The following is a 25,446-nucleotide window of genomic DNA, read 5'->3' as shown; positions in this document are numbered from 1 at the left end:
GCACAGGCCCCGGTCAGGGCTGGTAGTCATAGTCGATCCAGAACGGCGCGTGGTCGGAGAAGCGGTCGTCGGTGTGGATGTACGGATCGCACGCGGTGGCGGCAATGCCCGGGGTGGCAATCTGGTAGTCGATCCGCCAGCCCACGTTCTTGGCCCAGGCCTGGCCGCGGTTGGACCACCAGGTGTACTGCTCGGGGCGCCCGTCCAGCCGGCGGAACACGTCGACCATGCCGATCTCGTCGAACAGGTGGTCCAGCCAGGCCCGCTCCTCCGGCAGGAAGCCGGAGTTCTTGCGGTTGGACTTGTAGTTGGTGAGGTCGATCTCCTTGTGGGCGATGTTCCAGTCGCCGCAGATGACCCATTCACGCCCGTCCTGCATGCGTTCCGCCAGCCAAGGGCGGAAGAACTCGAGGAAGCGCCACTTGGAGTCCTGGCGATGATCGCCCGAAGACCCCGAGGGCAGGTAGAGCGAGACCACCGACAGGTTACCGAACCGCATCTCGGCATAGCGGCCCTCGTTGTCGGCCTCCTCGAAGCCGATGCGGGTCACGACTTCGTCCGGCTGGCGTCGGCTGTACAGCGCCACGCCGCTGTAGCCGGGCTTCACGGCATCGACATAGACGCTTTGGTAGCCGGGTGGATGGAACGGCTCGCCCTGGATCTGGTGGATCTGGGCCTTGGTCTCCTGGATACAGACCACGTCGGCCTCGGTGGACGGGAGCCAGTCGAAGAAGCCCTTGCGGGCTGCGGCACGGATGCCGTTGGCGTTCATCGAGAGTATGCGCATGGCGGGGAACAATACCCGTGCGCGCGGGCGCGGAAAAGGCCCCGGGACCGCACGGATGCCGGATCCGCAAGCGGGTGTGTCAGAATACGGCGTTTCACGACCGGAGCCGCCCCGATGACCGCCCACGCCTTTCTGGAATACGCCCTGCAACGCGATGTCCTGCGCTTTGGCGAGTTCACACTGAAGTCCGGACGGGTGAGCCCGTACTTCTTCAACGCGGGGCTGTTCAATCGCGGGTCGGACCTGGCGCGGCTGGGCGAGTTCTACGCGCAGGCGATCAGGGATTCCGGTATCGAGTTCGACCTGGTGTTCGGTCCGGCCTACAAGGGCATTCCGCTGGCCGCGGCGGTCACCGAGGCGCTTTATCGCGACCACGGCATGGACCGCCCCTGGGCCTTCAACCGCAAGGAGGCCAAGGACCACGGCGAGGGCGGCAACATCGTCGGCGCCCCGCTGGAGGGTCGGGTGCTGATCGTGGACGACGTGATTACCGCCGGCACCGCGATCCGGGAATCGGTGGACCTGATCCGGGCCGCCGGGGCCACCCCGATCGGCGTGGCGATCGCGCTGGACCGCGAGGAGCGCGGCCGCGGCGAGCGCTCCGCGATCCAGGAGGTCGAGGCCGATCTGGGCCTGCAGGTGGTGCGCGTCGCCCGGCTGGGCGACCTGGTCCGCATGCTCGAGGAGACCGGCCGCGCGCCGGAACACCTGGAGGCCCTGCGCGCCTACCGCGCCGAGTACGGCGTTTAGGGATACGCGCACCACCGCTTCAGCGTCCACCTCCGTCATTGCGAGGAGGTGCAGCCGACGAAGCAATCTCCCAGCGCGGTAGAAAGCCGCCGGCCCGCCCCACCCGTCGGTGGCTCCGGCCGGCGGTTACTCGCTTCGCTCGCCCCGCGGCCGTTCAACGCAGCCTTTCCGCTTCGACGGCGGCGGTCCTCACAAGGACGGGTGCGGATGAGCCCGCAGAACGGGCTACAGAAGCTCGGTGTCGTCGTGCGAGTACGCCGGCGAGCAGCTGCACAGGATATGCAGGGGCTCAGCGCCGGTGTTGCGGATATTATGCGGCGTGCCGGGCGCGATGCAGACCGTGTCACCCACCGTCACCGGGAAGGTCGTGTCACCCAGGCGCATCTCGCCCTGGCCGCGCGTGACGTGATAGAGCTCCTCGGTGCGCGCGTGGCGATGCAGGCGCGTGATCGCCCCTGGCTCGACCACGGCCTCGGCCAGGCTCTGGGCGGCGTTGCCGTGCACATCGGGGTGCATCAGCTCGCGGATCTCGGAGCCGTCCTTGGTGTCATAGGCCGGGATGTCGGCGTAGCGCGTATGCATCATCGGGCTCACGCGGACTCCGGCACTTCCTCGAGCAGCAGGCTCTGGCCACCCATCGCGGCGGGCTTGGGCACCCCCATCAGTTCCAGCACAGTCGGGGCGACATCGGCCAGGCCGCCGCCGGTGCGCAGGCGCCAGCGCTGGGAGTCGGTGATCATGCACATCACCGGGTAGATGGTGTGCTGGGTATGCGGGGCGCCGGTCACCGGGTCGACGTATTCGTCGCAGTTTCCGTGGTCGGCGGTCACGATCGCGGAGTATTCCAGCTCCCGCGCGGCGTCCAGGACCCGACCGACCTCCTGGTCCAGGGTCTGGACCGCCTGGATCAGCGCCTCGCGCTTGGCGGTGTGTCCGACCATGTCGCCGTTGGCGAAGTTGACCAGAATGAACCCGTAGCGCCCGCTCTGCATCGCCTGGATGGTCTCGTCGGCCACCTCCTTGGCGCTCATCTCCGGCTGCTCGTCGTAGGTATCCACGGACGGCGAGGGGACCATCACCCGCTGTTCGCCGGCGTAGGGTTCTTCCTTGCCGCCGTTGAAGAAGAAGGTCACGTGGGCGTACTTCTCGGTCTCGGCGCAATGGAACTGCGGGATACCGGCGGAGGCGATGGTACTGCCCAGGGTGGTCGACGGGCGCTCCGGGGGGAAGGCAATCGGTGACAGGAAGCGCGGGTCGTACTCGGTCAGACAGGTCTCGGACACCGGATGGAAGTCGCCGCGGTCGAAGCCGTCGAAGTCGTCCATGCCCAGGGCAGCCGTGAGTTGGCGCGGGCGGTCGTTGCGGAAGTTGAACAGCACGCAGACCGCATCCTCGCCCAGCGGGGCACCGCCGTTGATGATGCGCGGATTGATGAATTCGTCGTCCTCGCCGGCCGCGTAGGCGGCCTCGATGGCCTCGCGGGCGGACCCGGCGGGCTCGCCCTCGGCATAGGCGATGGCACGGAAGGCCTTCTCGGTGCGCTTCCAGCGCTTGTCGCGGTCCATCGCGTAATAGCGCCCACAGACCGTGGCAATGGCGCCGCCGGCGTTGGCCAGTTCTTCCTCCAGCGGGTCGAGGTAGTTCAGCGCCGAGCGCGGGGCGGTGTCGCGGCCGTCGGTGATCATGTGCACCATCGGCCGCGCGCCCTCGCGCTGGCAGATCTCGACCAGGGCGCGCAGATGGCGGATGTGCGAGTGCACGCCTCCATCGGAGACCAGGCCGATCAGGTGCAGGGGCAGGTCGTTGTTGGCGGCCGCCCGGGCGGCGCTGACCAGGGCGTCGTTCTCGTAGAAGCTGCCGTCGGCGATGGAGTCGTCGATGCGCACCAGGTCCTGGTTGATCACGGTCCCCGCGCCCAGCGTCAGGTGCCCCACCTCGGAGTTGCCCATCTGCCCGTCCGGCAGCCCGACCGCGCGGCCACAGGCATCCAGCGTGGTGTGCGTATGGGTCGAGAGATACTCGTCGAGACGCGGGGTGTCGGCCTCGGCGTAGGCATTGTTCAGCTTGGAGGGGTTCACGCCGACTCCGTCCATGACGATCAGCAGGACGGGGCGGCGGGGGGTGGAACGCGGATCGGCCATCGCGGGATCATTACCTGGGTCAATGGGTTACCCGGGTATTTTAGCAACTTCCGATGCTTGGCGGGGCGCCGGGCCGCACAAATCGCGGGCGCCCCGGCCGGTTCAGCGATCGCGTCCCGTGTCATCCGCCTCGGTTGAGGCGTCCCCGGGGTCCGAATCGGCGCCGGGCGGGGTGTCGTCGCCCGCCGTGCCGGACACCGCCGGTTGCTCTCCAGAGCCGGCGGGCGTGCCCCCGGAATCGCGAGCGGCCCGCTGGCGGCGCAGTTCAGCCTGCTCTTCCTCGATGCGGTCCAGCTCGGCATCCATTTCGTCATCGGTCAGCGGGGTGTACCCGGTGCGCGCGGCCGCCGTGGCACTTTCGCCCGCCCCGGCGGCGGTCCCGGTCGTCCCGGATGCCGTCGCCGCCGAACTCGTCGCGGCCTTCTTGCGCGATCCGCCGCCGCTGCCGCCACCCCGCGGCTTGCCACCACCCGGGCCGTCATCATCCGGGCCGTCGTCGTCGCCCGTGTCCGCGTCACCGCCCGCGCTAGCGCGGCGTTCGGCCTTCTTCCGCTCCATGATCCGCGACAGGATCAGGCCGATCTCGAACAGCAGCCACATCGGCAGCGCCAGCAGGGTCTGCGAGATGATATCCGGCGGGGTGAGCACCATCCCCACCAGGAACACCCCGACGATTACGTAGGGGCGCTTCTGCGCCAGCTTGGCCGGGGTGGTCGCCCCCATGGAGACGAGCAGGATGGTCGCCACCGGCACCTCGAAGGCAATGCCGAAGGCGATGAACAGCATGATGACGAACGACAGGTAGCGCGAGATGTCGGTCATCACCGACACGCCCTCGGGGGCGGTGGCGGTGAAGAACGCGAAGATCAGCGGGAACACCACGAAATAGGCGAATGCCATCCCGAGGTAGAACAGCATGGTGGACGAGGCCACCAGCGGCAGCGCCATGCTCTTTTCGTGGGCGTACAGGCCCGGGGCCACGAAGGACCAGACCTGGTACAGCAGGTACGGGATGCTGAGGACCACGGCCAGCAGCAGGGTCAGCTTGAACGGGATCAGGAACGGCGCGGCCACGTCGATCGCGATCATGCTGGTGCCTTCCGGCAGGTGCTGCATCAGCGGGTCGGCCAGCCAGGTGTAGATCGGGTTGGCGAACGGGAACAGGATCAGGAACACCACCAGGATGGCAATGAACATCCTGAGGATGCGGTCCCGCAGCTCGATCAGATGCGTGAGCAGGGTCTCGGTGGCTTCCGGACTCGGCTCGACCCCCGGTTTGGTCTTGCTCATGAGTGCTTGTCAGGGGTCTGGTCGTCGTGAGTGGTGTCGGTCGTCGAGTCCCGTGCCGGGCGCGAGCCCTCGTCCGCGGGATCCGGGGTCCGGCGTTCGCGCACCGCCGGCTTCTTGCGCTCCGGACGCGGCCCGTCGGCCGCCCGTGCCTTCTGCTCGGCGGCCAGCGCCGGGTCGTCGGTCATCAGATTGCCGTCCAGATCGCCCTGCGTGGGCACCCGGCGCACCTCGGTCGGTTCGTCGGCTTCGGCGTCGGTATCCGGCGTTTCAGCGTCGCCACCGCGCACAGCCGCGTCGGGGCTGCGCATCGAGGGCTTGTCGCGCACCGCCGGCTTGGCCGGCTTCTTCTCGGCCAGCGCCTTCTGCTCGGAGTCCGAGAGGTGCTTGCCGGTCTTCGGCTGACCCTCGATGTCCTCCCGCAGACCGCGCTCGGTGTCCTCGAACTCCTCGCGCAGGCTGGTCTCGGTCTCGTCCATCATGTTCTTGAGCTGGCGGATCTCGCGATCCTGGCTCTTCAGCATCTTGCGCAGCTCGTCGGTCTGCAGCTCCTGCTCGAAATCCGAGCGCACGCTGTGGACGAAACGCCGGGTCTTGCCCACCCAGCGCCCGATCTCGCGCGCAAGCCCGGGCAGCCGCTCCGGCCCGACGACCAGCAGCGCCACCAGCACGATGATGATGATTTCCCAGAAGCCGATATCGAACATGGACTACCGCCGTTCGAGCCGGGCCACCGCGCCGGGCGCGAGGCTCAGGACTTCTTGTCCGATTGCGAGGCGTCGGAATCCTTTTCGCTGCTCTTTTTGACCTCGGCGTCGACCACGCGACCCTTGTCGTCGGTCTGGTCCTCGACCTCGCGCGTCTCGCCGTCTTCGCCTTCCTTCTTCTCTTCGGCGTCGGGGTCCTTGACCGCCTGGCGGAAGTTCTTCATCGCCGAACCGATATCCCCCCCCATGTTGCGCAGCTTCTTGGTGCCGAACAGCAACACGACGATGAGCAGGATAATGAGGAGCTGCCAAATACTGATACCACCGATACCCATGGATTCTGTCTCCGGTAAAACAACTTTTGGGTAGCCTGAACGGCGCCAGGCCCATAATCAACTGTGCGGCACGCCGGGTCATGTACATGCTCGCGCCCGGATTGCTCTGGCACACGGACCCGACACGGTGACCGCAGTGTAGCCGGGCAACATGAACGAACGCTTTACCGGAGCCAGTCAAAGGCCGCCGGGAGATCATCAGTGATCGGAGCGACGTCCACTCGTTTCGCGCGCGGCCTTCTCCGCGACACCCGACAGGCCGAAACGTCGCGCCAGTTCGTCGAGGACATCGTCCGGGTGCCGGCCGCGCGCCGCGAGCACCACCAGAGCATGAAACCACAGGTCGGCCATTTCCGACACCAGGGCGTCGGTATCATCGTTCTTCGCGGCGATCAGGGTCTCCGCCGATTCCTCGCCCAGTTTCTTCAGCATCTCGTCCAGGCCGCGCGCGTGGAGCTTCGCCACATAGGACTGCTCCGGGTCGGCCTGACGGCGCTGCTCGATGACCTCGGCCAGTGCGGCGAGCACCTCGGCGCCGGCGGGATGGTTGGGCGCGGACTCGGTCATTGCGTGGCCACCTCGGCATCGTTCGGTCGCACCGGCACACCGGCCGCCGCCATCGCGTCCTTGGCCTCGCCCACGGTGTGCTGGCCGAAATGAAAGATACTGGCCGCCAGCACCGCGTCGGCATGGCCCTCGGTCACGCCCTCCACCAGGTGCTGGAGCTCACCGACGCCGCCGGAGGCGATGACCGGGATACCCACCGCGTCGCTGACCGCGCGGGTCAGGGCCAGATCGAAGCCGATGCGGGTACCGTCGCGGTCCATGCTGGTCAGCAGGATCTCGCCGGCCCCCAGGGCCTCCATGCGCTGCGCCCACTCGACTACGTCCAGCCCGGTCTCGCGGCGCCCTCCGTGGGTAAAGACCTCCCAGCGCGGTGGCTCATTCCCCGTGCTGACCTGCTTGGCGTCGATCGCGACCACGATGCACTGGCTGCCGACCCAGTCGGCGGCCTCGCGCACCAGCTCCGGGCGGTGCACCGCGGCGGTATTGATGGAGACCTTGTCGGCCCCGGCGTTCAGCAGGCGGCGGATGTCCTCGACCGCGCGCACGCCGCCCCCGACCGTCAGCGGGATGAAGACCTCGCGCGCGACCGCCTCGACCACGTGCAGGATGGTCTCGCGGTCGTCGCTGGAGGCGGTGATGTCGAGAAAGGTGATCTCGTCCGCGCCCTGCGCGTTGTAACGCCGGGCAATCTCCACCGGGTCCCCGGCATCGCGGATGCCGACGAAGTTGACGCCCTTGACCACGCGGCCGGCGTCGACATCCAGGCAGGGGATGATGCGCTTGGCGAGCATCTCAGCTCCCGGCGGCCGCGCGGGCCTCCTCCAGAGTGAAGGCGCCCTCGTACAGGGCCCGGCCGACGATCGCGCCGGTAATACCGTCTTCCTCGCGCGCCGCCAGGTTGCGGATGTCGTCCAGTGAACTGATACCGCCGGAGGCGATCACCGGCACGCGCACGTTGCTCGCCAGGCGTGCGGTGGCCTCCACGTTGGGACCCTTCATCATCCCGTCGCGGGCGATGTCGGTGTAGACGAAGGCCACCACGCCGTCGGCCTCGAAGTGCTGGGCCAGGTCGATCACATCGTGGTGCGAGAGCTTGGACCAGCCATCCACCGCGAGCTTGCCGTCCTTGGCGTCCAGCCCGACGATGATGCGGCCGGGAAACTCCAGGCACAGGTCGTTCACGAAGTGCGGGGCGCTGACCGCGCGGGTGCCGATGATCACGAACTCGACCCCGGCATCGAGATAGGCCTGTACCGTGTCCTCGTCGCGTACGCCACCGCCGATCTGGATCGGCAGGTCGGGGAAGGCCTTCGCGATGGCGTGCACCGCCTGGGCATTGCGCGGCTGGCCGGCGAAGGCGCCGTCCAGGTCCACGATGTGCAGGCGTTCGGCCCCGGCGTCCACCCAGCGCTTCGCCATCTCCACCGGGTCCTCGCCGAACACGGTGGAATCGTCCATGTTCCCCTGGCGCAGGCGAACGCACTTGCCTTCCTTCAGATCGATTGCGGGGATGACCAGCATCTTCGACTCCTCACGACGCGCCGGGACCGTCTCCGTCCCAGCGCAGAAAATTGTGCAGCAGGCGCAGCCCGCAGGCAGCGCTCTTCTCCGGGTGGCACTGCATGGTGAACAACGAGCCCCGTGCCAGTGCCGAGGCAAAGGTCTCGCCATAATCGGTGCGCCCGGCCACATCCGCCTCGCGCTCGGGCTGCACCCGGTAGCTGTGGACAAAGTAGAACCAGGGGGTCTCGGGCAGACCGTGCCACAGGGGGTGCTCGCGCGCCGGCAGCACGCGGTTCCACCCCATGTGGGGGATCTTCAGGCGGCGGCCATCCGCACCCTCCATCGCAGGGAAGCGCGCCACCCGGCCCGGAAGGATGCCCAGCAGGTCGACCCCGCCGCTCTCCTCGCTGGTGTCCATCAGGATCTGCTGGCCCAGGCACAGGCCGAGGAAGGGCCGGTCCGCCGCCAGTTCCGGCAGCAGCCGGTCCAGGCCGCGCCCGGCCAGCGCCTGCATGGCATCCCCCGCCGCACCCTGGCCGGGGAACACCAGGCGGTCCGCCTCGCGCAGGGTCTCGGGCTCGTCCGTGAGCAGCACACGCTGATCGGCCGCGGCCTCGTGCTCCAGCGCACGCACGACCGAGTGCAGATTGCCCATGCCGTAATCGATGACGGCAACAGTTTCCATGGCCGGGTCTCGTCCTCTGGTTCTTTACAGAGTGCCCTTGGTGGACGGCATCATGCCCGCCGAGCGCGGATCCATCTCCGCCGCCACGCGCAGGGCACGTCCGAAGGCCTTGAAGATGGTCTCGGCGACATGGTGGGCATTGTCACCACGCAGACAGTCGATGTGCAGGGTCATCCAGCCGTGGTTGACCAGGCCCTGGAAGAACTCGTGGAACAGGTCGACATCGAATTCGCCGATGTGCGAGCGACGGAAGTCGGCGTGCATCTCCAGCCCCGGGCGCCCGGAGAAGTCGATCACCACGCGCGACAGGGCCTCGTCCAGCGGGACGTAGGCATGGCCGTAGCGGCGGATGCCCTTCTTGTCGCCCAGCGCCTGCGCCAGCGCCTGGCCCAGGGTGATGCCGATGTCCTCCACCGTGTGGTGGGCGTCGATATGCAGATCGCCCTCGGCGCGCACGTCGAGATCGACCAGGCCGTGGCGGGCAACCTGATCCAGCATGTGATCGAGGAACGGGATGCCTGTCTCGAGGTGGCTCTGCCCGGTGCCGTCGAGGTTCAGCTCGATGGCGATACGGGTCTCCAGGGTGTCGCGGCGGACGGATGCGGTGCGTTCAGTCATGTTCCGGTTCAGGCACGGTAAAACGCCAGTGTAGCAAGGCTGGCCCGCGCCCGGTATGACCGCGGGTCTTATCCGCGCGACCCCAGCTTCGGGCCGACCAGCAAGGCCTCGGGGACGGCCTCCTGGATGGCGCAGGGCAGTTCGCTGCAGATCCCCGGCCGCGCGCTCAGCGAGACCCACAGCGTGTTCAGCTTCAGGTTCAGCTCGACGAACGCGATATCGGCCCCGTAGCCATGGAGGACCCGCTCGATGGCCAGCGCCCGGGCGTGGATCTCGGCGCGCGGGCGCTGGCGCAGACCGGGGATCAGCATCATGAAGTCCGCCAGCCGACGGCCTTCGGCGTCGCGCCGCGGCAGGCGCTGCCACAGGGGCTGGTGGGGTTCGAGGAGCAGGGCCGGGCGCAGCGCGGGTTCAGCATCCGGGTTTCGCGGCGGGGAATGGGGTGGCATGGCTCGTCGCTCGGCATGGGCCTGTCTGGAGTGTAGGCCAGAAAGGCCGGGGTGCGACGAACCCAACCCGGACACAAAAAAAGCCGGGGCAAGCCCCGGCTTTGATTCAAGAGCATGAATGCTCCTGATTACCGCACTTCGACCTCGGTCGAGTCGGATTCACCCTGGTTGTCCGTCCAGGAGATGGACACAGTGTCGCCAGAGGCGCCGTCGATCTCGGTCTGCAGGAACGGGTTGCGGGAGACGGTGTAGTTCCAGTTGGCGGTGACGACGGTGGTGCCGTTACGCGCAATTTCCACAGTCTCGATGAAGTGCGGGCCACCGTCATCGTCGGGGACCAGCATGTCGTGGCTCATCAGCGCACGGATATTGATAACGCCGTTGCTTTCCTGGGCGCGAACTCGAATAGACATATCTTAAACCTCCAGTAGTGTTCGGATCAGCGGTTCGGGGTCGGCGTTAGCCGCCGCAGCCACCAACCGTGACCTTCACTTCTTGAACCGTCTTGTACCAGGTGTCGCCGGACTTCACGGCGGCGATCACGTTGGAGGACTCGCCCATGCGGATACGGCCGGAGACGTTCGCATGCGCGCCATCACCCAGGACGTAGTGGGCGGTCAGCGGCTGGTTGTTCAGCTCGACGAACACGGCCATTTCGGTCACGTTGTCCAGGCTGGACTCGACGGACACCGGGACCACGGCGCCGTTCTCGGCGATTTCCGGGGCGCTCAGGGTCACGTCACCATCAGCCACGTCGCTGGAACCGGTGACGGCTTCCATGGCGGCTTCCAGACCTTCGGCGGCGAAGGCCTCGGACGGCCAGGCGGCAAGCAGCTTGCTCGGGGCGAGCAGACCGGCCCCGACGGCGACACCGACAGTACCGGCGGCGAGAGTGCCTTTCAGGAAGACACGGCGCTTGGTGCTAATCATGGATGATCTCCTCTCATCTTGTGGGTCAGTTCCGGATAATCCGGGACGTCCTGGCGGTGAGCCGCCTCGACGCCTGTTGCTTTGGACGGCGACCTGCAGGGGTCTATTCCCTGCGGACCGGGATCCGCCCCCTGACCAGCTTCAGTGGTCTTTTTGCTGGTCTCGCAGATGCATCGTCCCAAACCTCGCTGAATCATTGATGAACGAATCATCGCGATCCGCAATCGGGTGAATTTCATCGGGATGCAACGGCCTGTCAGGGGCCCTGGCACCTGAAGCCAGCGGCGTATCAATGGCACACTATCGCCTTTCCATGCAACGTAGACCCCGGACCCGACCATGTTTTCCTGCAAGGCCCAATGGCTGTTGATCGCCGTGATCGTCGTACTCGGCACGATGCAGATGCTCGCCTCCTGCGGCCAGAAGGGCGATCTCTACCTGCCCGATGACGAGGAAGCCGAGGAGCACAACCCGCAATGATCCCGCTGAAGGACCACTAGATGGACTATTTCGACTACCACGGCGACACGCTGTTCTGTGAGGGTGTGGCCCTGGACGGCCTGGCCGAACTGGTCGGCACCCCGGCCTACGTGTATTCCCGTGCCACGCTGGAGCGCCACTATCGCGCGTTCAGCGAGGCGCTGATCGGGACCCCGCACCAGGTCTGCTTCGCGGTGAAGGCGAACTCCGCGCTGGGGGTGCTGAACGTGCTCGCGCGCCTGGGCGCCGGCTTCGACATCGTCTCCGGCGGCGAACTGGAACGCGTGCTGCGCGCCGGCGGCGACCCGGCGAAGATCGTGTTCTCCGGCGTCGGCAAGACCGCCGCCGAGATGCGCCGCGCGCTGGAGGTCGGCATCCACTGTTTCAACGTCGAGTCCGCGCCGGAGCTGGAGCGGCTGGAGACGGTCGCGGCAGAGCTCGGCATTCAGGCCCCGGTGTCGATCCGGGTGAACCCGGACGTCGATGCCGAGACCCACCCCTACATCGCCACCGGGCTGCGCGAGAACAAGTTCGGTGTGGCGATCGAGGAGGCGCCGGCGCTGTATGCCCGGGTGCGTGACAGCCAGCACCTGGCGGCCACCGGCGTCGACTTCCACATCGGCTCGCAGCTGACCCGCATTGATCCGTTCACCGATGCCCTCAAGCGTGTGCTGGCGCTGGTGGATCAGCTGGCCGAGGACGGCATCACACTCGAACACATCGATGTCGGCGGTGGCCTGGGCGTGCGCTACCGCGACGAGACGCCGCCGGAGCCCGATGTCTGGGCCAGCGCCCTGCGCGAGGTGCTGGGCGAACGAAGCCTGAAGGTGCTGCTGGAGCCGGGCCGCGCCATCGCGGCGAACGCCGGCGTGTTCCTGACCCGGGTGGAATACCTGAAGCACACCGAGGCCCACGACTTCGCGATCGTCGACGGCGCGATGAACGACCTGCTGCGCCCGGCGCTGTACGGCGCCTGGCAGGAGATCGTGCCGGTGGTACAGCGCGACGACACGGCGACGCGGACCTACGACATCGTCGGCCCGGTCTGCGAGACCGGCGACTTCCTCGGCCGCGAGCGCGAACTGGCGCTGGCCGCCGGTGACCTGCTCGCGGTGCGCTCTGCCGGGGCCTACGGCTATGTGATGGCCGGCAATTACAACTCGCGGCCGCGCCCGCCGGAGGTGATGGTCGACGGCGACCACTTCCAGATCATCAACCGCCGCGAGCAGGTGGATCACCTGATGATGCGCGAGAGCATGCTGCCCCAGGATTCTGAAGACGTGGACCCGGATGACACGGACCCGCCCGGGAGCGTGGCCCCGTGATCCCGCGCCAGCCCGAACCGGAGCTGATGCTGGAGCCTGCGCAGGCACGCGCCTACGCCGAGGCCGACTTCGCCGCCCCGCACGAGGGCTTCGTGGATGCCTTCGCCGAGGTCTTCCCGGGCCCGGTGACCGGGCCGGTGCTGGATCTCGGCTGTGGCCCGGGTGACGTCTCGCTGCGCTTCGCCGCGCGCTACCCCGACTGCGAGGTGGACGGCCTCGACGGCGCGCCCGCGATGCTGGCCGCCGGCGACGCCCTGATGGCCGGTCACCCGGCCGCGCGGCGGGTTCATCTGGCCGAGGGCTGCCTGCCCGAGGCCCGCGGCACGCGCGCCCCGTATGCCACGATCATCAGCAACTCCCTGCTGCATCACCTGCACGACCCCGCGGTGCTGTGGCAGGCGATCCGCCGCGACGGGGCACCGGGGGCAGCGGTATTCGTGATGGACCTGCGCCGCCCGGACTCGACCGAGTCCGTCCAGGCCCTGGTCGCGCAGTACGCAGCCGATGACCCGGACGTCCTGCGGCGCGACTTCGAGCACTCCCTGCACGCCGCCTTCACGCCCGAGGAGGTGCGCGCGCAGCTGGCCGCCGCCGGCCTCGACGGTTTTACCGTCCACGTCACGTCGGACCGCCACATGATCATTTTCGGTCACCTGCCGGGGCACCGCTGATGCGTCTCGAATTCACCAAGATGCACGGGCTGGGCAACGATTTCGTGGTGATCGATGGCATCCGCCAGTCGGTCCGGCTGGACGCATCGACGCTGCGCCATCTCGCGGATCGCCACTTCGGCATCGGCTGCGACCAGGTGCTGCTGGTGGAGGCGCCGAGCGATCCGGCGCAGGCACTGTTCCGCTACCGCATCTTCAATGCCGACGGCTCCGAGGTGGAGCAGTGCGGCAACGGGGCGCGCTGCTTCGCCCGCTTCGTGCGCGAGCAGGGCCTGACCGAGGCCCGCGAGATCCCGGTCGAGACCCTGGGCGGGCGCATCGTGCTGCATGTCGAGGACGACGAGCGGGTGCGCGTGGACATGGGCCGACCCGAGTTCGCGCCGGCGCGCATCCCGCTGGTCGCCGAGGCCGAGGCCGACGCCTACACCCTGGACGTACAGGGCCACTCGATCACCCTCGGCGCGGTGTCCATGGGCAACCCCCATGCGGTGATCCTGGTCGACGACGTCGCGCGCGCCCCGGTGGCCGAGATCGGCCCGATCATCGAACGCCACGAGAGCTTCCCGCGGCGCGTCAACGTCGGCTTCGCCGCGCTGCGCGACCGCGGCCATGTCGACCTGCGGGTATTCGAGCGCGGGGTCGGCGAGACGCTGGCCTGTGGCAGTGGCGCGGCTGCCGCGATGGCCGTGCTGCGCCGTCGCGGACTGGTCGACGATGACGTCGAGGTGGCCCTGCCGGGCGGGACCCTTGTGCTAAGCTGGGACGGACAGGCCGAGGCACCGGTTTGGCTGACCGGGCCGGCCACCACGGTATTCAACGGCTGGATCGATCTATGACTGGGCAATCCTCCAACGCCTCTGCTGCAGAGACCGCGAAGACCCGCTCGCCGAAAAAGAACCCGCAAGCCCCGATCGGCGCCGCCGACGTCGAGGCCTACCTGCGCGAGCACCCGGATTTCTTCCAGGACCACCTGCCACTGCTGGACATCCTGCGCATCCCCCACCCATCCGGCGGGGCCGTCTCGCTGCTGGAGCGCCAGGTCGCGCTGCTGCGCGAGAAGCACCGCGCGATGGAGCAGCATATGGGCGAGCTGGTCGAGCGCGCCCGCGACAACGAACGCATGGGCCAGCACCTGCACGAACTGGCCAAGACCCTGATGCGCGCCGAAAACCTGGACGCCGTGCTGGCCCTGACCCAGGACGCCCTGCGCAACGAGCTGGGCGCGGAGCGCGTCAGCATCCGCCTGGCGCATCGCAAGGTCGACGACCTGCATGCGCTGGACAAGGGTGAGCTGGGCACCTTCGACCCGCTGTTCAGCCGCGGCAAGGCCCAGTGTGGCCGGGTCCCCGCCGAGATGCTGGATGTACTGTTCGACGATGCCGAGGAGATCGGATCCGCGATCCTGATGCCCCTGGGCGATGATGCCGACCGGATCGGCGTGCTCGGCCTGGCGAGCGAATCCGCGGACCGCTTCCAGCCCGACATGGGCACCTATTTCGTGACCCACATCGGCGACCTGCTGGCCGAGTCGATCCGCTGCCATGTCGAGCGGACCCACGCCGCGGCCTGACCCGGCGACCGGGGACGCGCCCGCGCAGGATGCGGATATCACGGCGTTTCTGGGCCACCTGAGCGACGTTCGCGGCCATTCGCCGCATACCGTCAAGGCCTATCGACGCGACCTGACGCGCCTGCGCGGCCTGCATCACGGCCCCTGGGAGGCGCTCAGGCCGGCCGACATGCGCCGCATCGCCGGGCAACTGGCGCGCCAGGGCCACCACCCGCGCTCCATTCAGCGCTTCCTGTCCGCCGCGCGCGGCTTCTTTGCCTACCAGGTGGAACAGCGGCGCATGCCCGCCAACCCGGCGTCCGGCATGCGCGGCCCCCGGGCCGGGCGCGCCCTGCCGCGCGATCTCGATGTCGACCAGACACAGCAGGCCCTGGCTCCGGCCGAGGGCCCGGACCCGACGCTGGCCGCCCGCGACCAGGCGATGCTGGAGCTGCTGTATTCCTCCGGGCTGCGCCTGTCGGAACTGACCGGGCTGGATCTGACCGATCTCGACCTGGACGCGGGACTGGTGCGGGTGCTCGGCAAGGGCCGGCGCGAGCGCAGCGTGCCGGTGGGGCGCAAGGCGCGGGAGGCCCTGCGCACCTGGTTGCGGCACCGGGGGGACTGGGCAGCGCCGGACGAGCGGGCGGTCTTCGTCAGCCGTCGCGGCCCGCGCCTCGGCAACCGCGCGGTGCAGCGCCGCGTCGCCGAGGCGGGACGCCGCGCCGGGCTGGATGTGCGCCTGCACCCGCACCGGCTGCGCCATGCGTTTGCCAGCCATCTGCTGGAATCCAGCGGCGACCTGCGGGCCATCCAGGAACTTCTGGGCCACGCCAACCTTGAAACCACCCAGATCTATACCCATCTCGACTATCAGCATCTGGCACAGGTGTATGATGCCGCCCATCCGCGGGCCCGCCGGAGAGATTGATCCGGCCGCGATCGCACCCGCCGGGTGAACGATCCCGGGTCGCCGCGACCCAACACCGTGCCCCCGATACACAGCCGGACAGGAGAACCCCGTGGAACAGTTTCGCGGCACCACCATCGTTTGCGTCCGCAAGGACGGCGCCGTCACCCTCGGGGGCGACGGCCAGGTATCCCTTGGCAACACCGTGATGAAGGGCAACGCGCGCAAGGTGCGCCGGGTCTATCACGACCGCATCCTGGCCGGGTTTGCCGGCGGCACCGCCGATGCCTTCACCCTGTTCGAGCGCTTCGAGGGCATGCTGGAGAAGCACTCCGGCAATATCACCCGGGCTGCGGTGGAGCTGGCCAAGGACTGGCGCACCGACCGCGCCCTGCGCAAGCTGGAGGCCCTGCTGGCCGTGTCCGACCGCGAGAACTCGTTCGTGATCTCGGGGAACGGCGACGTGATCGAGCCGGAGAACGCACTTATCGCGATCGGTTCCGGCGGGCCCTACGCCCAGGCCTCCGCCCAGGCCCTGCTGCAGAACACCGACCTGTCGGCGCGCGAGATCGTGGAGAAGTCCCTGAACATCGCCGCCGACATCTGCGTGTATACCAATCACAACATCACCCTGGAGAGCCTGGACGCGGAGTAACGCGCCAGGCCCCGGACGACCCGATCCGACCAAGGCCCCTTTTGCCATGACCGACATGACCCCCCGCGAGATCGTCCAGGAACTGGACCGCTACATCATCGGCCAGGACGAGGCCAAGCGCTCCGTCGCCATCGCCCTGCGCAACCGCTGGCGCCGGCGCCAGCTGCCGCCGGAGCTGCAGCCCGAGGTCACGCCGAAGAACATCCTGATGATCGGCCCGACCGGTGTCGGCAAGACCGAGATCGCCCGGCGTCTGGCCAAGCTCGCCCGCGCGCCGTTCATCAAGATCGAGGCGACCAAGTTCACCGAGGTCGGCTATGTCGGCCGCGATGTCGAATCGATCATCCGCGACCTGGCCGAGGCCGCGGTCAAGCAGCTGCGCGACGAGGCCATCAAGGAAAACCGCGTCAAGGCCGAGGACGCCGCCGAGGAACGCATCCTCGACGCCCTGCTGCCGCGCCCGCGCAATGCCGGCTTTACCGAGTCCGAGCCGGAAGACGCCGGCAGCGAGACCCGACAGAAGCTGCGCAAGCGCCTGCGCGAAGGCGACATGGACGAGCGCGAGATCGACATCGAGGTCTCGCAGAACCCGCAGGGTGTGGAGATCATGACACCGCCGGGCATGGAGGAGATGGCCAGTCAGCTGCAGTCGATGTTCCAGAACCTCGGCGGTCAGAAGACCCGCTCGCGGCGGCTCAAGATCGCCGAGGCCCGCAAGCTGCTCATCGAGGAGGAGGCCGCGCGCCTGATCAACGAGGAAGACCTGAAGGAGCGCGCCATCGAGCGGGTGGAGCAAAGCGGCATCGTGTTCCTCGACGAGATCGACAAGGTCGCCAAGGGCAGCGAGAAATCGAGCGGCGGCGAGGTCTCGCGCGAGGGCGTGCAGCGCGACCTGCTGCCGCTGATCGAGGGCACCACCGTGTCCACCAAGCTGGGCATGGTGCGCACCGACCACATCCTGTTCATTGCCTCCGGCGCCTTCCACCTGTCGAAGCCCTCCGACCTGGTGCCGGAGCTGCAGGGGCGGCTGCCCATTCGGGTGGAGCTGGATGCGCTGTCGGCGGACGCCTTCGTGCGCATCCTGACCGAACCCACCGCCTCGCTGACCGAGCAGTACACCGAGCTGATGAAGACCGAAGGCGTGGAGCTGCGCTTCGAGGCGGATGGCGTGCGCCGCCTGGCCGAGATCGCCCATGACGTGAACGCGCGCACCGAGAACATCGGCGCCCGCCGCCTGCACACCGTACTCGAACGCCTGCTGCAGGACGTCGCCTACCGCGCCCCGGACGTGGACGGTGCCGTGATCGTGGACCGCGAATTCGTCGACCAGCGCCTGGGGGATCTGGTCGAGGACGAGGACCTGTCCCGCTACATCCTCTGACGCCGCGCCGCGCCGTTACTCGGGCGCCCCCGGGCGGTAGGGATCGGGCCAGCCCTCGGGCGGCGGGTGGAAGCGCTTGTAGGCCCAGTTGTACTGCTCGGGGCGGCGCCGCACCAGCGTCTCCACATGGGCATTGATCGCCGCGGCTGCGCGGGTGAAGTCGCGGTCGGCCACCTCCGGCCCGGCCTCGACCTCGTGATAGCGAAAGCCCCGGCCCCCGGGCAGGCGCTCGGCAAACAGGAAGACCACGTGATCCCCGCGCCCGCGCAGCAGGCGCGGGAGCAGGGTCATGGTCAGGGCCGGGCGGCCGAAGAACGGGGCGTGCTGCCCCGAGGCGCCCTTGGGACTCTGGTCCGGCAGAATGCCGATAATCGCGCCGCGATCGCGGGCCTGCTGGAGGATACGCAGGCCGCTGCGATCGGCCGGGGCCAGCTCGGCGCCGGTGGAGGCCCGGGCCTCGCGCACCCAGCGATCGATCTCCGGCGTCTTGAACGGGCTGTACAGGGTGGCCATGGGCCCGTGGCGGGCGGCGTGCAGACCGGCGAACTCCCAGGATCCGAGATGCGGGGCGCACAGGAACAGGGCCCGCCCGGCGGGCCGGTCGCGCAGGCGCGCGTAGTGCGGCGGCTGGACCGCCAGCGCCTCCAGCGTCTCCGGGCGCGCCTGCCACAGCCAGGGGGACTCGGTCAGGGCGCGGCCCATGCCCATCAGGGAACGCCGTCCGACGCGCCGGCGCCAGGCCGGGTCCTTGTCCGGAAAGCACAGCGCCAGGTTGATTCGGGTGATGCGCGCCGAGCGGGTCGGCAGGTACCAGACCAGCGCCCCCACCAGGCCGCCCAGGGCGTGGTTGACCCGCAGCGGGAGGCGCGCGAGCAGGCGCAGGCCACCCCCGATCAGGCGATCACGCAGATGCCGACGTCGGGCCATGTTCGGGGGCTTCGGGTTCGATGGTCGCGGATGGCGGCTCGCGTGGGGGGATGCCACCCTCGGTCATCAGCGGCTTGAGGGTCGTGCGCAGGTTGCGGAACAGGCGCGGATGCTGCGCCTCCTCCTGCGCCAGGAGCTGTTTCATGTGCTCGCGCTGGGTGGGCATCGCGAAGCAGGCGGGGCAGTTGTCGAGGATCACCGGCAGCCCGGCGGCCTCGGCAAAGTCCCGCGTCTGGCGCTCGCGTACGTAGACCAGCGGGCGGATCACCCGCAGGTCGCCCGCGTCGATCGCGTAGTGGGCCTTCATGGTGCGCAACTGGCCGCCGTGGAACGCGCTCATCATGAAGCTCTCGGCGAGATCGTCCAGATGCTGGCCCAGCGCCAGCACGTTGTAGCCGTGTTCCCGCGCGGTGCGATACATCAGGCCGCGCTTCATGCGCGAGCAGAAAGAACAGAACGAGTCGTTGTCCATGTGCGCGCCGGCCAGCTCGGCGATCGGCTCGGACACGAAGTGATAGGGAATGCCGTAGGCGGCGAGATAGTCCATCAGGCGCTGCGGCTCGAAGCCTTCGATCTCCGGATTGATGGTGACCGCGCCAACCTCGAAGTGCACCGGGGCCCGGCGTGCGAGGTTGTGCAGCAGCCACAGCAGGGTCAGGGAATCCTTGCCGCCGGACAGGCCGACGAGGATGCGATCGCCCTCGCGCACCATGTCGAAGTCGGCGATGGCGCGGCCGGCGAGGCGGCGAATCGAGGCGGGAACGGCGGGTGTCTCCATGGGGCCGCAACATAGGCCGCCGCCGCCCGGCACGCAAGCACCGGCATGCCAATCCGGGGAGAGAGCACGCCAGGCTTTGGGGCGCAGCGGGCCGCGCATGCACCGTGGTCGGGCAAGCGTTGCGCCGCCAGGGTGCGGGATCGCGGTGCGGGATCGCGGCGACCGGGGCGCACGCTGGGCCTGCGCGGCGGGTCCCGCCGTGGCATTGGGTTTGCATGAGCTCGGGAACACCCATGTCCACCGGGGACCCCCATGCACGACCGCAAGAGCCTCAGCCTGGCCGCCGAACTGCGGCGGAACATGCGGGCCGAATTCCCCGCAGTGGCCCGGCTGTCGGTCAGTGACCCGGACTTCATGGAGACCATTCTGGATTATGCGGCGCGCTCGCAGTCGAGCCTGGTGCAGGCCGCGGCGCTGACCCTGCGCAGCCAGCTCGAAGGGTCGGGGTATCTGCACGCGCCGCGGCGTGAGCCGCCCGCCGGGACCGACGCGGCGCCATCCGCAGGGGGCCGGCCCACCCACAAACGCCGGGTCTACCGCGGGCGGGTGATCGACGACCCGGAGTAGTCTTTCGCCCGCGGGACTTTTTGGCGACACTCGGGGTTTTGGCCGGAGACCCCTGATGGACGCACTGTACCCCGAGATCGAACCCCACGGGATGGGCCGCCTGGCGGTCGGCGACGGCCACGAACTCTACTTCGAGGAGTGCGGCAATCCCGACGGGATCCCGGTGGTATTCCTGCATGGCGGACCGGGGTCGGGCTGCGAGAGCTGGCACCGTCGCTTCTACGACCCGGAACGCTACCGGATCGTGCTGTTCGACCAGCGGGGCTGCGGGCGCTCGACCCCGCATGCCGGTCTGGAGGCGAACACCACCTGGCACGTGGTCGCGGACATCGAACGCCTGCGCGAACACCTGGGGATCGAGCGCTGGGTGGTATTCGGGGGGTCCTGGGGCTCCACCCTCGGCCTGGCCTATGCCGAGACGCATCCGGAGCGGGTGCTGGGTCTGGTGCTGCGCGGGATCTTCCTGTGCCGGCCGCAGGATATCCAGTGGTTCTACCAGTCCGGGGCCGACCGTCTGTTCCCCGAGGCCTGGGCCGAGTACGAGGCGCAGATCCCCGAGACCGAGCGCGACGATATGGTGGGCGCCTACTACCGGCGGCTTACCTCGCCGGAACGCCCGGTGCGCGAGGCCGCGGCCCGGGCCTGGTCGGGCTGGGAGGGGCGTACATCCTGTCTGGTGCCGAACCCCGATGTCATCGCCCACTTCGAGGACCCGGACGTCGCGGTCAGCCTCGCGCGGCTGGAGTGCCACTATTTCATGCACGACACCTTCCTCGAGCCGGACCAGCTGCTGCGCGACGCCGGGCGGCTGACGGGGATCCCCGGGACGCTGGTGCACGGGCGCTATGACGTGGTTTGTCCGGTCAACCAGGCGGTGGCGCTGCACCGGGCCTGGCCACAGGCGCAGCTCGAGATCGTGCCGGATGCGGGCCATTCGGCCGCCGAGCCCGGGATCCTGCGCCGCCTGGTGGCCGCGACCGACCGGCTGGCCGCCGACCTGGCGGGGCAGGTGGAGCCCGGGACCGGGGGAGCGCGCGCGTGATCGCGGTGATCCAGCGCGTCACCGAGGGCCGGGTCGCGATCGACGGGGAGGCGGTCGGGACCATCGGGCCGGGGTTGCTCGCGCTGGTCGCGGTGGAGCCGAATGACACCGAGGCGGGCGCAGAGCGCATGCTGGACCGGTTGCTGGGCTACCGGGTCTTCGCCGACGCCGAGGGGCGGATGAACCGGAGCCTGACCGAGACCGGGGGCGGGCTGCTGCTGGTGCCGCAGTTCACCCTCGCGGCCGACACCCGCAAGGGGATGCGCCCGAGCTTCTCGGGATCCGCCACCCCGGAACACGGGGCGGCACTGTTCGACTATCTGGTGCGGCGGGCCGGGGAACGCCACGCACCGGTGGCCAGTGGTCGCTTCGGCGCGGACATGCAGGTGAGCCTGACCAACGACGGGCCGGTCACCTTCTGGCTGGAGGCCCGTGGCCAGTAACCCGCGACGCGACGGGCGACGGAACCAGAGGGCAAGGGCGGGTTGCACCACGAAGTGCACGAAGGCACGAAGAAGGGCGATAGCACCACAGAGGGCCCAGAGGACACAGAGAAGGTCCCGGCTCGCGTGCTGCGGATGCCGTGGCCGCGCCGGCGGCCCGACGAAGGGATTCGCTCCAAGCCCCTCCCGTACGTTCTCCGTGTCCTGTGTGTGCTCTGTGGTGACCAAAATGGTTTGCGGGGCCGGAAACGAAGAGACCCGGCACAGGGCCGGGTCTCCAGGGACAGCGCGGGGTTCGCTGCGGGCGCGGATCAGGCCGCGCGGCGCAGGAACGGACGCTGGCCGGACTGGACCGCGCGACGGATGAAGTCGGCACGGCCGGCCTCGCGCTGGTTCAGGTTGTCGGCACACTGCGAAGGCTCGTAGGCGGCAGCGGAGAGCATCACTTCCAGCTCGCACAGGTCGACCTTCGGCTGGGTCAGTTCGTCCGGGGTGGTGTTCAGCTTGCGGCCCACTTCCCAGAACATGCGCGGGTTCCAGAGCTTGGTCTGGATGCGCGGGGACTGGAACAGGGTGACGCAGCGGTTGTTGAGCTCTTGCTGATCCATGAGGGACTCCTGTGACAGATTGTTCAAGCGCGCCCGAATCTAGCCGACCCGGGGCGCGAATACAAGCGTTTCCTGATGGAACGAGCGGTTTGGCGCGGCGCGTTATTCGACGGTGACCGACTTGGCGAGGTTGCGCGGCTGGTCCACGTCAGTGCCCTTCAGCACGGCCGTGTGATAGGCGAGCAACTGCAGCGGGATGGTGAACAGGACCGGCGCCAGCCAGGGGCTGAGGGCCTCGTTCTGCGGGAGGCCGATCCAGGTGTCTTCCGGGGCCAGCGCCCGTGCGGCGCTGGATTCGCCGATCACGATCAGCTGCCCGCCCCGTGCCCGGACCTCCTGCAGGTTGCTGGAGAGCTTTTCCAGCTGGGCGTCGTCCGGGGCGACCGCGATCACCGGCATCTCCGTATCGACCAGGGCCAGCGGGCCGTGTTTCAGCTCGCCCGAGGGATAGGCCTCGGCGTGGATGTAGGAGATCTCCTTCAGCTTGAGGGCACCCTCCAGGGCGATCGGGAAATACGCGCCCCGGCCCAGGAACAGCGCGTGCTGGCGTTCCAGCAGCTCCTCGGCAATCCGCGCGATGGGGGTGTCGAGGGCGAGGATCCGCGCGACCTGATCCGGCAGACCGCGCAGGGCCGCGACAGCGGCGGCGCGGTCGCTGGCCGGCATCCGGGCGGCCGTCGCGACCTGACCCAGCAGCAGGACCAGGATCCCCAGGGCGGCGAGCTGGGTGGTGAAGGCCTTGGTGGAGGCGACACCGATCTCCGGGCCGGCGTGCGTCATCAGGATCAGGTCGGCCGCGCGCGCCATGGTGCTCTCGGGGACATTGCAGATGGCCAGGCGGGCGAGGAACGGCTCCTCCTGGGACTGGCGCAGCACCGCGAGGGTGTCGGCCGTCTCACCGGACTGGGAGATCACCACAAGCAGCGTGCCGGGGGCGAGGACATGGCGGCGGTAGCGGTACTCGCTGGCGACCTCCACCCGCGCCGGCAGGCCCAGGTGCTCCTCGATCCAGTGGGCCGCGACCATGCCGGCGTGATAGCTGGTGCCGCAGGCCACGATCTGGACGGCGGCGACGTCGGCGAGCCGTTCGTCACTGCCCGGGCCGAGGATGTTTTCGAGGATGGCCGCTTCGCCGAGGCGACCGGACAACGTCTCCTCGAGGGCGTGGGGCTGCTCGTAGATCTCCTTGAGCATGAAATGCCGGTATTCGCCACGATCCGCGACGTTCACCTGGCAACGACTCTCGCGGATGCCGCGCTCGACCGGAGCCCCGCGCGCATCCTCGACCTCGACGCCGGCGCGCGTCAGACGGGCGATGTCGCCGTCCTCGAGGTCGACAAAGCGCTGGGTCACCGGGAGCAGGGCCTGCACGTCGGAGGCGGCAAAGTTCTCGCCAATCCCCAGGCCGAGCAGCACCGGGCTCCCGGAGCGGGCGACGATCAGCTCGTCGGGGAAGTCCGCGAACACCGCGGCGATGGCGTAGGCCCCCTGGAGCTCGGCGCAGGTGCTGCGCATCGCCTCTCGCGGGGTGGCACCGGCCTCCAGCGCCTGTTCCAGCCGGTGGGCGATGACCTCGCTGTCGGTCGCCGACACGCAGGGCCAGCCCGCAGCGTCCAGACGCGAGCGCAGGTCCGCATGGTTCTCGATGATGCCGTTGTGCACGATCGCCACGCGGCCATCCCGCGAACGATGGGGGTGGGCATTTTCCTCGCTCGGGGCGCCGTGGGTGGCCCAGCGGGTGTGGGCGATGCCCACGCGCCCCTGCAGGCCGGCGGCGTCGATGCGCTGCTCCAGCGCCGCCACCTTGCCGATGGCGCGGATGTCCGCAACCGCCCCGTCGTTCACCACCGCCACGCCGGCGGAGTCATAGCCCCGGTACTCCAGGCGGTGAAGCCCTTCCACCAGGACGGGGACCAGGTTGCGCTCGCCGATGCCTGCCACCAGACCGCACATGGGTTAGCTCTCCTTGTTCTTGCTGGTCTTCTTCGGACGCGGCCAGTCGCGGATGGTGCGGGGCCGGGCGCGCGTGAGCGCCAGGGCACCCGGCTCGACGTCGTCGGACAGGGTGGACCCGGCACCCACAGTGGCATCGTCGCCGATGCGGATGGGCGCCACGAGCGCGGTGTTCGAGCCGATAAAGGCCCGTTCGCCGATCTCGGTGTGGTGCTTGTTGGCCCCGTCATAATTGCATGTGATGGTGCCGGCGCCCAGGTTCGCGCCCGCCCCTACCCGGGCATCACCGACATACGTCAGGTGATTCGCCTTCGCTCCCGGACCGAGGGTGGCGTTCTTCATCTCCACAAAGTTGCCGACCCGCGCGCCCGTGCCGAGAACCGTGCCCGGCCGGAGGCGCGCAAACGGCCCGATCCGAGCATCCGCGTCCACCCGCACCCCCTCGAGGATGCTGTGCGCCGCGATCTGCGTGCCCGACCCGATCTGGGAGTCGCGCAGCACGCAGCCGGGGCCAATGTAGACATCATCCGCCAGCGTGACCGTGCCCTCGATCACGACGTTCACGTCCAGGGTGCAGTCCTGCCCGAAGGTGAGAACGCCTCGGACATCGACACGGTCGGGATCGGCCAGTGCCAGGCCGTCGCGCATCATGTCGGCGGCCTGCGCCTGCTGGTAGAGCCGTTCCTGGACGGCCAGCTGGGCGCGATCGTTCACACCGAGCACCGCGGCGGGATCCCGACTCTCGGCGACCGTGACCGCGGATCCGTCGGCGCGGGCCGCGGCCACCACGTCGGTCAGGTACCACTCCCGAGCGCTTCCGGGCGCCGGCTCGCAGGCGGCCAGCCAGCGGCGCAGCTCGCGCGCGGGCGCGGCCAGGACCCCGGTATTGATCAGATCCACGGCCCGCTCGTCGAGCGAGGCTTCCTTGTCCTCGACAATCCCCTCGAGTGCTCCGTCCGACCCCAGGATCAAGCGGCCGTATCCCGCGGGGTCGCCCACACGCGCGGCGAGCACCGTCACGCCATCGCCCGCCGCGCAGGCCTCGAGGTCGGCGACCGGGATCCGCGGGACATCGCCGTAGGTCACCAGCACGCGCGCTGCATCGGGGACATGTTCCAGCGCGCGAAACACCGCGTGTCCCGTTCCGCGGGGCTCACCCTGATCGATCCAGTCGAGGGGCAGCGTCGATTCCGCGAACGCGGCGCGCACGCGTTCCTGCTGGTGGCTCACCACGAGGTGACAGGCGGCGGCGTCCAGCGCGGCTGCGCGATCGAGTACATGGGCAAGGAGGGGCCGGCCGGCCAGGGGCTGCAGGACCTTCGGCTTGCGCGAACGCATGCGCGTGCCCTTGCCGGCGGCCAGTACCACGAGATGGAGGGGTGTCATTTCAGGCATGGC

31 protein-coding genes are annotated in these 25,446 nt (G+C 68.9%); 12 read left to right on the top strand and 19 right to left on the bottom strand.

The genetic code is table 11. From position 1 onward, the window contains the following. Positions 1–13: 13 nt before the first annotated feature. Positions 14–787 (bottom strand): exodeoxyribonuclease III, encoded by a 774-nt coding sequence (locus D105_RS0109525; protein ID WP_255349541.1) that lies wholly within the window; start codon positions 785–787, stop codon positions 14–16. A 114-nt stretch (positions 788–901) separates the two neighbouring features. Between D105_RS0109525 and pyrE the strand changes: the two genes are divergently transcribed. Continuing rightward, the gene (gene pyrE / locus D105_RS0109520; protein ID WP_018878260.1) at positions 902–1,537 is read left to right on the top strand and encodes an orotate phosphoribosyltransferase; all 636 of its coding nucleotides are present in this window, start codon (positions 902–904) and stop codon (positions 1,535–1,537) included. Positions 1,538–1,762: 225 nt separating this feature from the next. Here pyrE and D105_RS0109515 read toward each other — a convergent pair whose 3' ends face one another. From D105_RS0109515 to soxY, 13 genes are all read right to left on the bottom strand, one after another. Continuing rightward, the gene (locus tag D105_RS0109515) at positions 1,763–2,119 is read right to left on the bottom strand and encodes a cupin domain-containing protein (RefSeq protein WP_026280462.1); all 357 of its coding nucleotides are present in this window, start codon (positions 2,117–2,119) and stop codon (positions 1,763–1,765) included. 8 nt (positions 2,120–2,127) lie between these two features. Beyond that, the gene (gene gpmI / locus D105_RS0109510; protein ID WP_018878258.1) at positions 2,128–3,678 is read right to left on the bottom strand and encodes a 2,3-bisphosphoglycerate-independent phosphoglycerate mutase; all 1,551 of its coding nucleotides are present in this window, start codon (positions 3,676–3,678) and stop codon (positions 2,128–2,130) included. A 102-nt stretch (positions 3,679–3,780) separates the two neighbouring features. After that, positions 3,781–4,968: a twin-arginine translocase subunit TatC gene (gene tatC, locus D105_RS0109505; protein WP_018878257.1), complete on the bottom strand. Its 1,188-nt coding sequence runs from the start codon at positions 4,966–4,968 to the stop codon at positions 3,781–3,783. Further along, the gene (gene tatB, locus D105_RS0109500) at positions 4,965–5,672 is read right to left on the bottom strand and encodes a Sec-independent protein translocase protein TatB (protein ID WP_018876771.1); all 708 of its coding nucleotides are present in this window, start codon (positions 5,670–5,672) and stop codon (positions 4,965–4,967) included. Before tatB ends, tatC begins: the two co-directional genes overlap by 4 nt. A 44-nt stretch (positions 5,673–5,716) precedes the next feature. Continuing rightward, complete coding sequence (gene tatA / locus D105_RS0109495; protein ID WP_018867646.1) at positions 5,717–6,007, bottom strand: twin-arginine translocase TatA/TatE family subunit; 291 nt, start codon at positions 6,005–6,007, stop codon at positions 5,717–5,719. A gap of 198 nt (positions 6,008–6,205) precedes the next feature. Next, positions 6,206–6,574, bottom strand: coding sequence for a phosphoribosyl-ATP diphosphatase (locus D105_RS0109490; RefSeq protein WP_018878256.1), 369 nt, complete (start codon positions 6,572–6,574; stop codon positions 6,206–6,208). Then, positions 6,571–7,365 carry an imidazole glycerol phosphate synthase subunit HisF gene (hisF, locus tag D105_RS0109485; protein WP_018876773.1) on the bottom strand — a complete coding sequence of 265 codons (795 nt, stop codon included), beginning with the start codon at positions 7,363–7,365 and terminating at the stop codon, positions 6,571–6,573. Before hisF ends, D105_RS0109490 begins: the two co-directional genes overlap by 4 nt. Before the next feature lies 1 nt (position 7,366). After that, positions 7,367–8,095, bottom strand: a complete 729-nt coding sequence (gene hisA, locus D105_RS0109480) for a 1-(5-phosphoribosyl)-5-[(5-phosphoribosylamino)methylideneamino]imidazole-4-carboxamide isomerase (protein WP_018867643.1) — start codon at positions 8,093–8,095, stop codon at positions 7,367–7,369. Between the two features lie 10 nt (positions 8,096–8,105). Further along, positions 8,106–8,762: an imidazole glycerol phosphate synthase subunit HisH gene (gene hisH, locus D105_RS0109475; RefSeq protein WP_018878255.1), complete on the bottom strand. Its 657-nt coding sequence runs from the start codon at positions 8,760–8,762 to the stop codon at positions 8,106–8,108. Positions 8,763–8,786: 24 nt separating this feature from the next. Continuing rightward, a complete protein-coding gene (gene hisB / locus D105_RS0109470; protein ID WP_018867641.1) occupies positions 8,787–9,380 on the bottom strand; it encodes an imidazoleglycerol-phosphate dehydratase HisB in 594 nt (197 codons plus the stop codon). A 68-nt stretch (positions 9,381–9,448) separates the two neighbouring features. Further along, entirely contained in the window at positions 9,449–9,829 is a 381-nt protein-coding gene (locus D105_RS0109465) for a hypothetical protein (protein ID WP_018867640.1), read from the bottom strand. Positions 9,830–9,957: 128 nt separating this feature from the next. After that, positions 9,958–10,242 carry a thiosulfate oxidation carrier complex protein SoxZ gene (gene soxZ, locus D105_RS14235; RefSeq protein ID WP_038032872.1) on the bottom strand — a complete coding sequence of 95 codons (285 nt, stop codon included), beginning with the start codon at positions 10,240–10,242 and terminating at the stop codon, positions 9,958–9,960. 46 nt (positions 10,243–10,288) lie between these two features. Beyond that, entirely contained in the window at positions 10,289–10,759 is a 471-nt protein-coding gene (gene soxY, locus D105_RS0109455; RefSeq protein WP_018878253.1) for a thiosulfate oxidation carrier protein SoxY, read from the bottom strand. A 339-nt stretch (positions 10,760–11,098) separates the two neighbouring features. On the opposite strand from soxY, the gene D105_RS14740 reads away from it, so the two are divergent. The 8 genes from D105_RS14740 to hslU all read left to right on the top strand — a co-directional run bounded on the left by D105_RS14740 (position 11,099) and on the right by hslU (position 17,730). Then, a complete protein-coding gene (locus D105_RS14740) occupies positions 11,099–11,239 on the top strand; it encodes a lipoprotein (RefSeq protein ID WP_018867637.1) in 141 nt (46 codons plus the stop codon). Positions 11,240–11,259: 20 nt separating this feature from the next. Then, on the top strand, positions 11,260–12,564 hold the full coding sequence (lysA, locus tag D105_RS0109445; RefSeq protein ID WP_018867636.1) for a diaminopimelate decarboxylase: 1,305 nt from the start codon (positions 11,260–11,262) through the stop codon (positions 12,562–12,564). Further along, entirely contained in the window at positions 12,561–13,235 is a 675-nt protein-coding gene (locus D105_RS0109440; RefSeq protein ID WP_018878252.1) for a trans-aconitate 2-methyltransferase, read from the top strand. The genes lysA and D105_RS0109440 overlap by 4 nt, the downstream gene beginning before the upstream one ends. After that, complete coding sequence (gene dapF, locus D105_RS0109435; RefSeq protein ID WP_018867634.1) at positions 13,235–14,071, top strand: diaminopimelate epimerase; 837 nt, start codon at positions 13,235–13,237, stop codon at positions 14,069–14,071. The genes D105_RS0109440 and dapF overlap by 1 nt, the downstream gene beginning before the upstream one ends. Beyond that, complete coding sequence (locus D105_RS0109430; protein WP_018878251.1) at positions 14,068–14,805, top strand: DUF484 family protein; 738 nt, start codon at positions 14,068–14,070, stop codon at positions 14,803–14,805. Before dapF ends, D105_RS0109430 begins: the two co-directional genes overlap by 4 nt. Then, the gene (gene xerC, locus D105_RS0109425; RefSeq protein ID WP_018867632.1) at positions 14,777–15,715 is read left to right on the top strand and encodes a tyrosine recombinase XerC; all 939 of its coding nucleotides are present in this window, start codon (positions 14,777–14,779) and stop codon (positions 15,713–15,715) included. Before D105_RS0109430 ends, xerC begins: the two co-directional genes overlap by 29 nt. Positions 15,716–15,806: 91 nt before the next feature. Continuing rightward, positions 15,807–16,349 carry an ATP-dependent protease subunit HslV gene (hslV, locus tag D105_RS0109420; RefSeq protein WP_018141092.1) on the top strand — a complete coding sequence of 181 codons (543 nt, stop codon included), beginning with the start codon at positions 15,807–15,809 and terminating at the stop codon, positions 16,347–16,349. A gap of 46 nt (positions 16,350–16,395) precedes the next feature. Continuing rightward, a complete protein-coding gene (gene hslU, locus D105_RS0109415) occupies positions 16,396–17,730 on the top strand; it encodes an ATP-dependent protease ATPase subunit HslU (protein ID WP_018867631.1) in 1,335 nt (444 codons plus the stop codon). 15 nt (positions 17,731–17,745) lie between these two features. On the opposite strand, the gene D105_RS0109410 is transcribed toward hslU, so the two are convergent. Continuing rightward, positions 17,746–18,657, bottom strand: coding sequence for a lysophospholipid acyltransferase family protein (locus D105_RS0109410; protein WP_018878250.1), 912 nt, complete (start codon positions 18,655–18,657; stop codon positions 17,746–17,748). Continuing rightward, complete coding sequence (locus D105_RS0109405) at positions 18,632–19,435, bottom strand: tRNA 2-thiocytidine(32) synthetase TtcA (RefSeq protein WP_018878249.1); 804 nt, start codon at positions 19,433–19,435, stop codon at positions 18,632–18,634. Before D105_RS0109405 ends, D105_RS0109410 begins: the two co-directional genes overlap by 26 nt. A gap of 252 nt (positions 19,436–19,687) precedes the next feature. On the opposite strand from D105_RS0109405, the gene D105_RS0109400 reads away from it, so the two are divergent. From D105_RS0109400 to dtd, 3 genes are read left to right on the top strand one after another with little or no spacing between them, the layout of a single operon-like run. Beyond that, a complete protein-coding gene (locus D105_RS0109400) occupies positions 19,688–20,002 on the top strand; it encodes a hypothetical protein (protein WP_018867628.1) in 315 nt (104 codons plus the stop codon). A 55-nt stretch (positions 20,003–20,057) separates the two neighbouring features. Beyond that, complete coding sequence (pip, locus tag D105_RS0109395; RefSeq protein ID WP_018878248.1) at positions 20,058–21,044, top strand: prolyl aminopeptidase; 987 nt, start codon at positions 20,058–20,060, stop codon at positions 21,042–21,044. Then, complete coding sequence (dtd, locus tag D105_RS0109390; RefSeq protein WP_018878247.1) at positions 21,041–21,487, top strand: D-aminoacyl-tRNA deacylase; 447 nt, start codon at positions 21,041–21,043, stop codon at positions 21,485–21,487. The genes pip and dtd overlap by 4 nt, the downstream gene beginning before the upstream one ends. 311 nt (positions 21,488–21,798) lie before the next feature. Here the strand turns inward: dtd and D105_RS0109385 are convergent, their stop codons facing one another. The 3 genes from D105_RS0109385 to glmU all read right to left on the bottom strand — a co-directional run bounded on the left by D105_RS0109385 (position 21,799) and on the right by glmU (position 25,434). Continuing rightward, positions 21,799–22,095 carry a hypothetical protein gene (locus tag D105_RS0109385; protein WP_017943077.1) on the bottom strand — a complete coding sequence of 99 codons (297 nt, stop codon included), beginning with the start codon at positions 22,093–22,095 and terminating at the stop codon, positions 21,799–21,801. Between the two features lie 102 nt (positions 22,096–22,197). Continuing rightward, the gene (gene glmS, locus D105_RS0109380; protein ID WP_018878246.1) at positions 22,198–24,048 is read right to left on the bottom strand and encodes a glutamine--fructose-6-phosphate transaminase (isomerizing); all 1,851 of its coding nucleotides are present in this window, start codon (positions 24,046–24,048) and stop codon (positions 22,198–22,200) included. Between the two features lie 3 nt (positions 24,049–24,051). Continuing rightward, positions 24,052–25,434, bottom strand: a complete 1,383-nt coding sequence (gene glmU, locus D105_RS0109375; RefSeq protein WP_018878245.1) for a bifunctional UDP-N-acetylglucosamine diphosphorylase/glucosamine-1-phosphate N-acetyltransferase GlmU — start codon at positions 25,432–25,434, stop codon at positions 24,052–24,054. Between the last annotated feature and the right edge of the window lie 12 nt (positions 25,435–25,446).

The sequence above is a fragment of the Thioalkalivibrio sp. ALE28 genome, from assembly GCF_000377425.1.
Taxonomy (GTDB): Bacteria; Pseudomonadota; Gammaproteobacteria; order Ectothiorhodospirales; family Ectothiorhodospiraceae; genus Thioalkalivibrio.
Note: the sequence above shows the minus strand (reverse complement) of the source record. Positions and strands in the feature narration are given on the sequence as shown.

What these genes read in the sequence shown, in the direction of transcription:
- D105_RS0109385 (WP_017943077.1), bottom strand. Translation starts at nt 22,095, where the DNA reads ATGGATCAGCAAGAGCTCAACAACCGCTGCGTCACCCTGTTCCAGTCC.
- D105_RS0109400 (WP_018867628.1), top strand. Translation starts at nt 19,688, where the DNA reads ATGCACGACCGCAAGAGCCTCAGCCTGGCCGCCGAACTGCGGCGGAAC.
- hisB (WP_018867641.1), bottom strand. Translation starts at nt 9,380, where the DNA reads ATGACTGAACGCACCGCATCCGTCCGCCGCGACACCCTGGAGACCCGT.
- xerC (WP_018867632.1), top strand. Translation starts at nt 14,777, where the DNA reads ATGTCGAGCGGACCCACGCCGCGGCCTGACCCGGCGACCGGGGACGCG.
- glmS (WP_018878246.1), bottom strand. Translation starts at nt 24,048, where the DNA reads ATGTGCGGTCTGGTGGCAGGCATCGGCGAGCGCAACCTGGTCCCCGTC.
- D105_RS0109405 (WP_018878249.1), bottom strand. Translation starts at nt 19,435, where the DNA reads ATGGAGACACCCGCCGTTCCCGCCTCGATTCGCCGCCTCGCCGGCCGC.
- D105_RS0109430 (WP_018878251.1), top strand. Translation starts at nt 14,068, where the DNA reads ATGACTGGGCAATCCTCCAACGCCTCTGCTGCAGAGACCGCGAAGACC.
- tatC (WP_018878257.1), bottom strand. Translation starts at nt 4,968, where the DNA reads ATGAGCAAGACCAAACCGGGGGTCGAGCCGAGTCCGGAAGCCACCGAG.
- D105_RS0109525 (WP_255349541.1), bottom strand. Translation starts at nt 787, where the DNA reads ATGCGCATACTCTCGATGAACGCCAACGGCATCCGTGCCGCAGCCCGC.
- hisA (WP_018867643.1), bottom strand. Translation starts at nt 8,095, where the DNA reads ATGCTGGTCATCCCCGCAATCGATCTGAAGGAAGGCAAGTGCGTTCGC.
- D105_RS0109410 (WP_018878250.1), bottom strand. Translation starts at nt 18,657, where the DNA reads ATGGCCCGACGTCGGCATCTGCGTGATCGCCTGATCGGGGGTGGCCTG.
- D105_RS0109490 (WP_018878256.1), bottom strand. Translation starts at nt 6,574, where the DNA reads ATGACCGAGTCCGCGCCCAACCATCCCGCCGGCGCCGAGGTGCTCGCC.
- pip (WP_018878248.1), top strand. Translation starts at nt 20,058, where the DNA reads ATGGACGCACTGTACCCCGAGATCGAACCCCACGGGATGGGCCGCCTG.
- hisF (WP_018876773.1), bottom strand. Translation starts at nt 7,365, where the DNA reads ATGCTCGCCAAGCGCATCATCCCCTGCCTGGATGTCGACGCCGGCCGC.
- soxY (WP_018878253.1), bottom strand. Translation starts at nt 10,759, where the DNA reads ATGATTAGCACCAAGCGCCGTGTCTTCCTGAAAGGCACTCTCGCCGCC.
- glmU (WP_018878245.1), bottom strand. Translation starts at nt 25,434, where the DNA reads ATGACACCCCTCCATCTCGTGGTACTGGCCGCCGGCAAGGGCACGCGC.
- D105_RS0109515 (WP_026280462.1), bottom strand. Translation starts at nt 2,119, where the DNA reads ATGCATACGCGCTACGCCGACATCCCGGCCTATGACACCAAGGACGGC.
- D105_RS0109465 (WP_018867640.1), bottom strand. Translation starts at nt 9,829, where the DNA reads ATGCCACCCCATTCCCCGCCGCGAAACCCGGATGCTGAACCCGCGCTG.
- D105_RS14740 (WP_018867637.1), top strand. Translation starts at nt 11,099, where the DNA reads ATGTTTTCCTGCAAGGCCCAATGGCTGTTGATCGCCGTGATCGTCGTA.
- gpmI (WP_018878258.1), bottom strand. Translation starts at nt 3,678, where the DNA reads ATGGCCGATCCGCGTTCCACCCCCCGCCGCCCCGTCCTGCTGATCGTC.
- pyrE (WP_018878260.1), top strand. Translation starts at nt 902, where the DNA reads ATGACCGCCCACGCCTTTCTGGAATACGCCCTGCAACGCGATGTCCTG.
- tatB (WP_018876771.1), bottom strand. Translation starts at nt 5,672, where the DNA reads ATGTTCGATATCGGCTTCTGGGAAATCATCATCATCGTGCTGGTGGCG.
- hslU (WP_018867631.1), top strand. Translation starts at nt 16,396, where the DNA reads ATGACCGACATGACCCCCCGCGAGATCGTCCAGGAACTGGACCGCTAC.
- tatA (WP_018867646.1), bottom strand. Translation starts at nt 6,007, where the DNA reads ATGGGTATCGGTGGTATCAGTATTTGGCAGCTCCTCATTATCCTGCTC.
- soxZ (WP_038032872.1), bottom strand. Translation starts at nt 10,242, where the DNA reads ATGTCTATTCGAGTTCGCGCCCAGGAAAGCAACGGCGTTATCAATATC.
- dapF (WP_018867634.1), top strand. Translation starts at nt 13,235, where the DNA reads ATGCGTCTCGAATTCACCAAGATGCACGGGCTGGGCAACGATTTCGTG.
- lysA (WP_018867636.1), top strand. Translation starts at nt 11,260, where the DNA reads ATGGACTATTTCGACTACCACGGCGACACGCTGTTCTGTGAGGGTGTG.
- hisH (WP_018878255.1), bottom strand. Translation starts at nt 8,762, where the DNA reads ATGGAAACTGTTGCCGTCATCGATTACGGCATGGGCAATCTGCACTCG.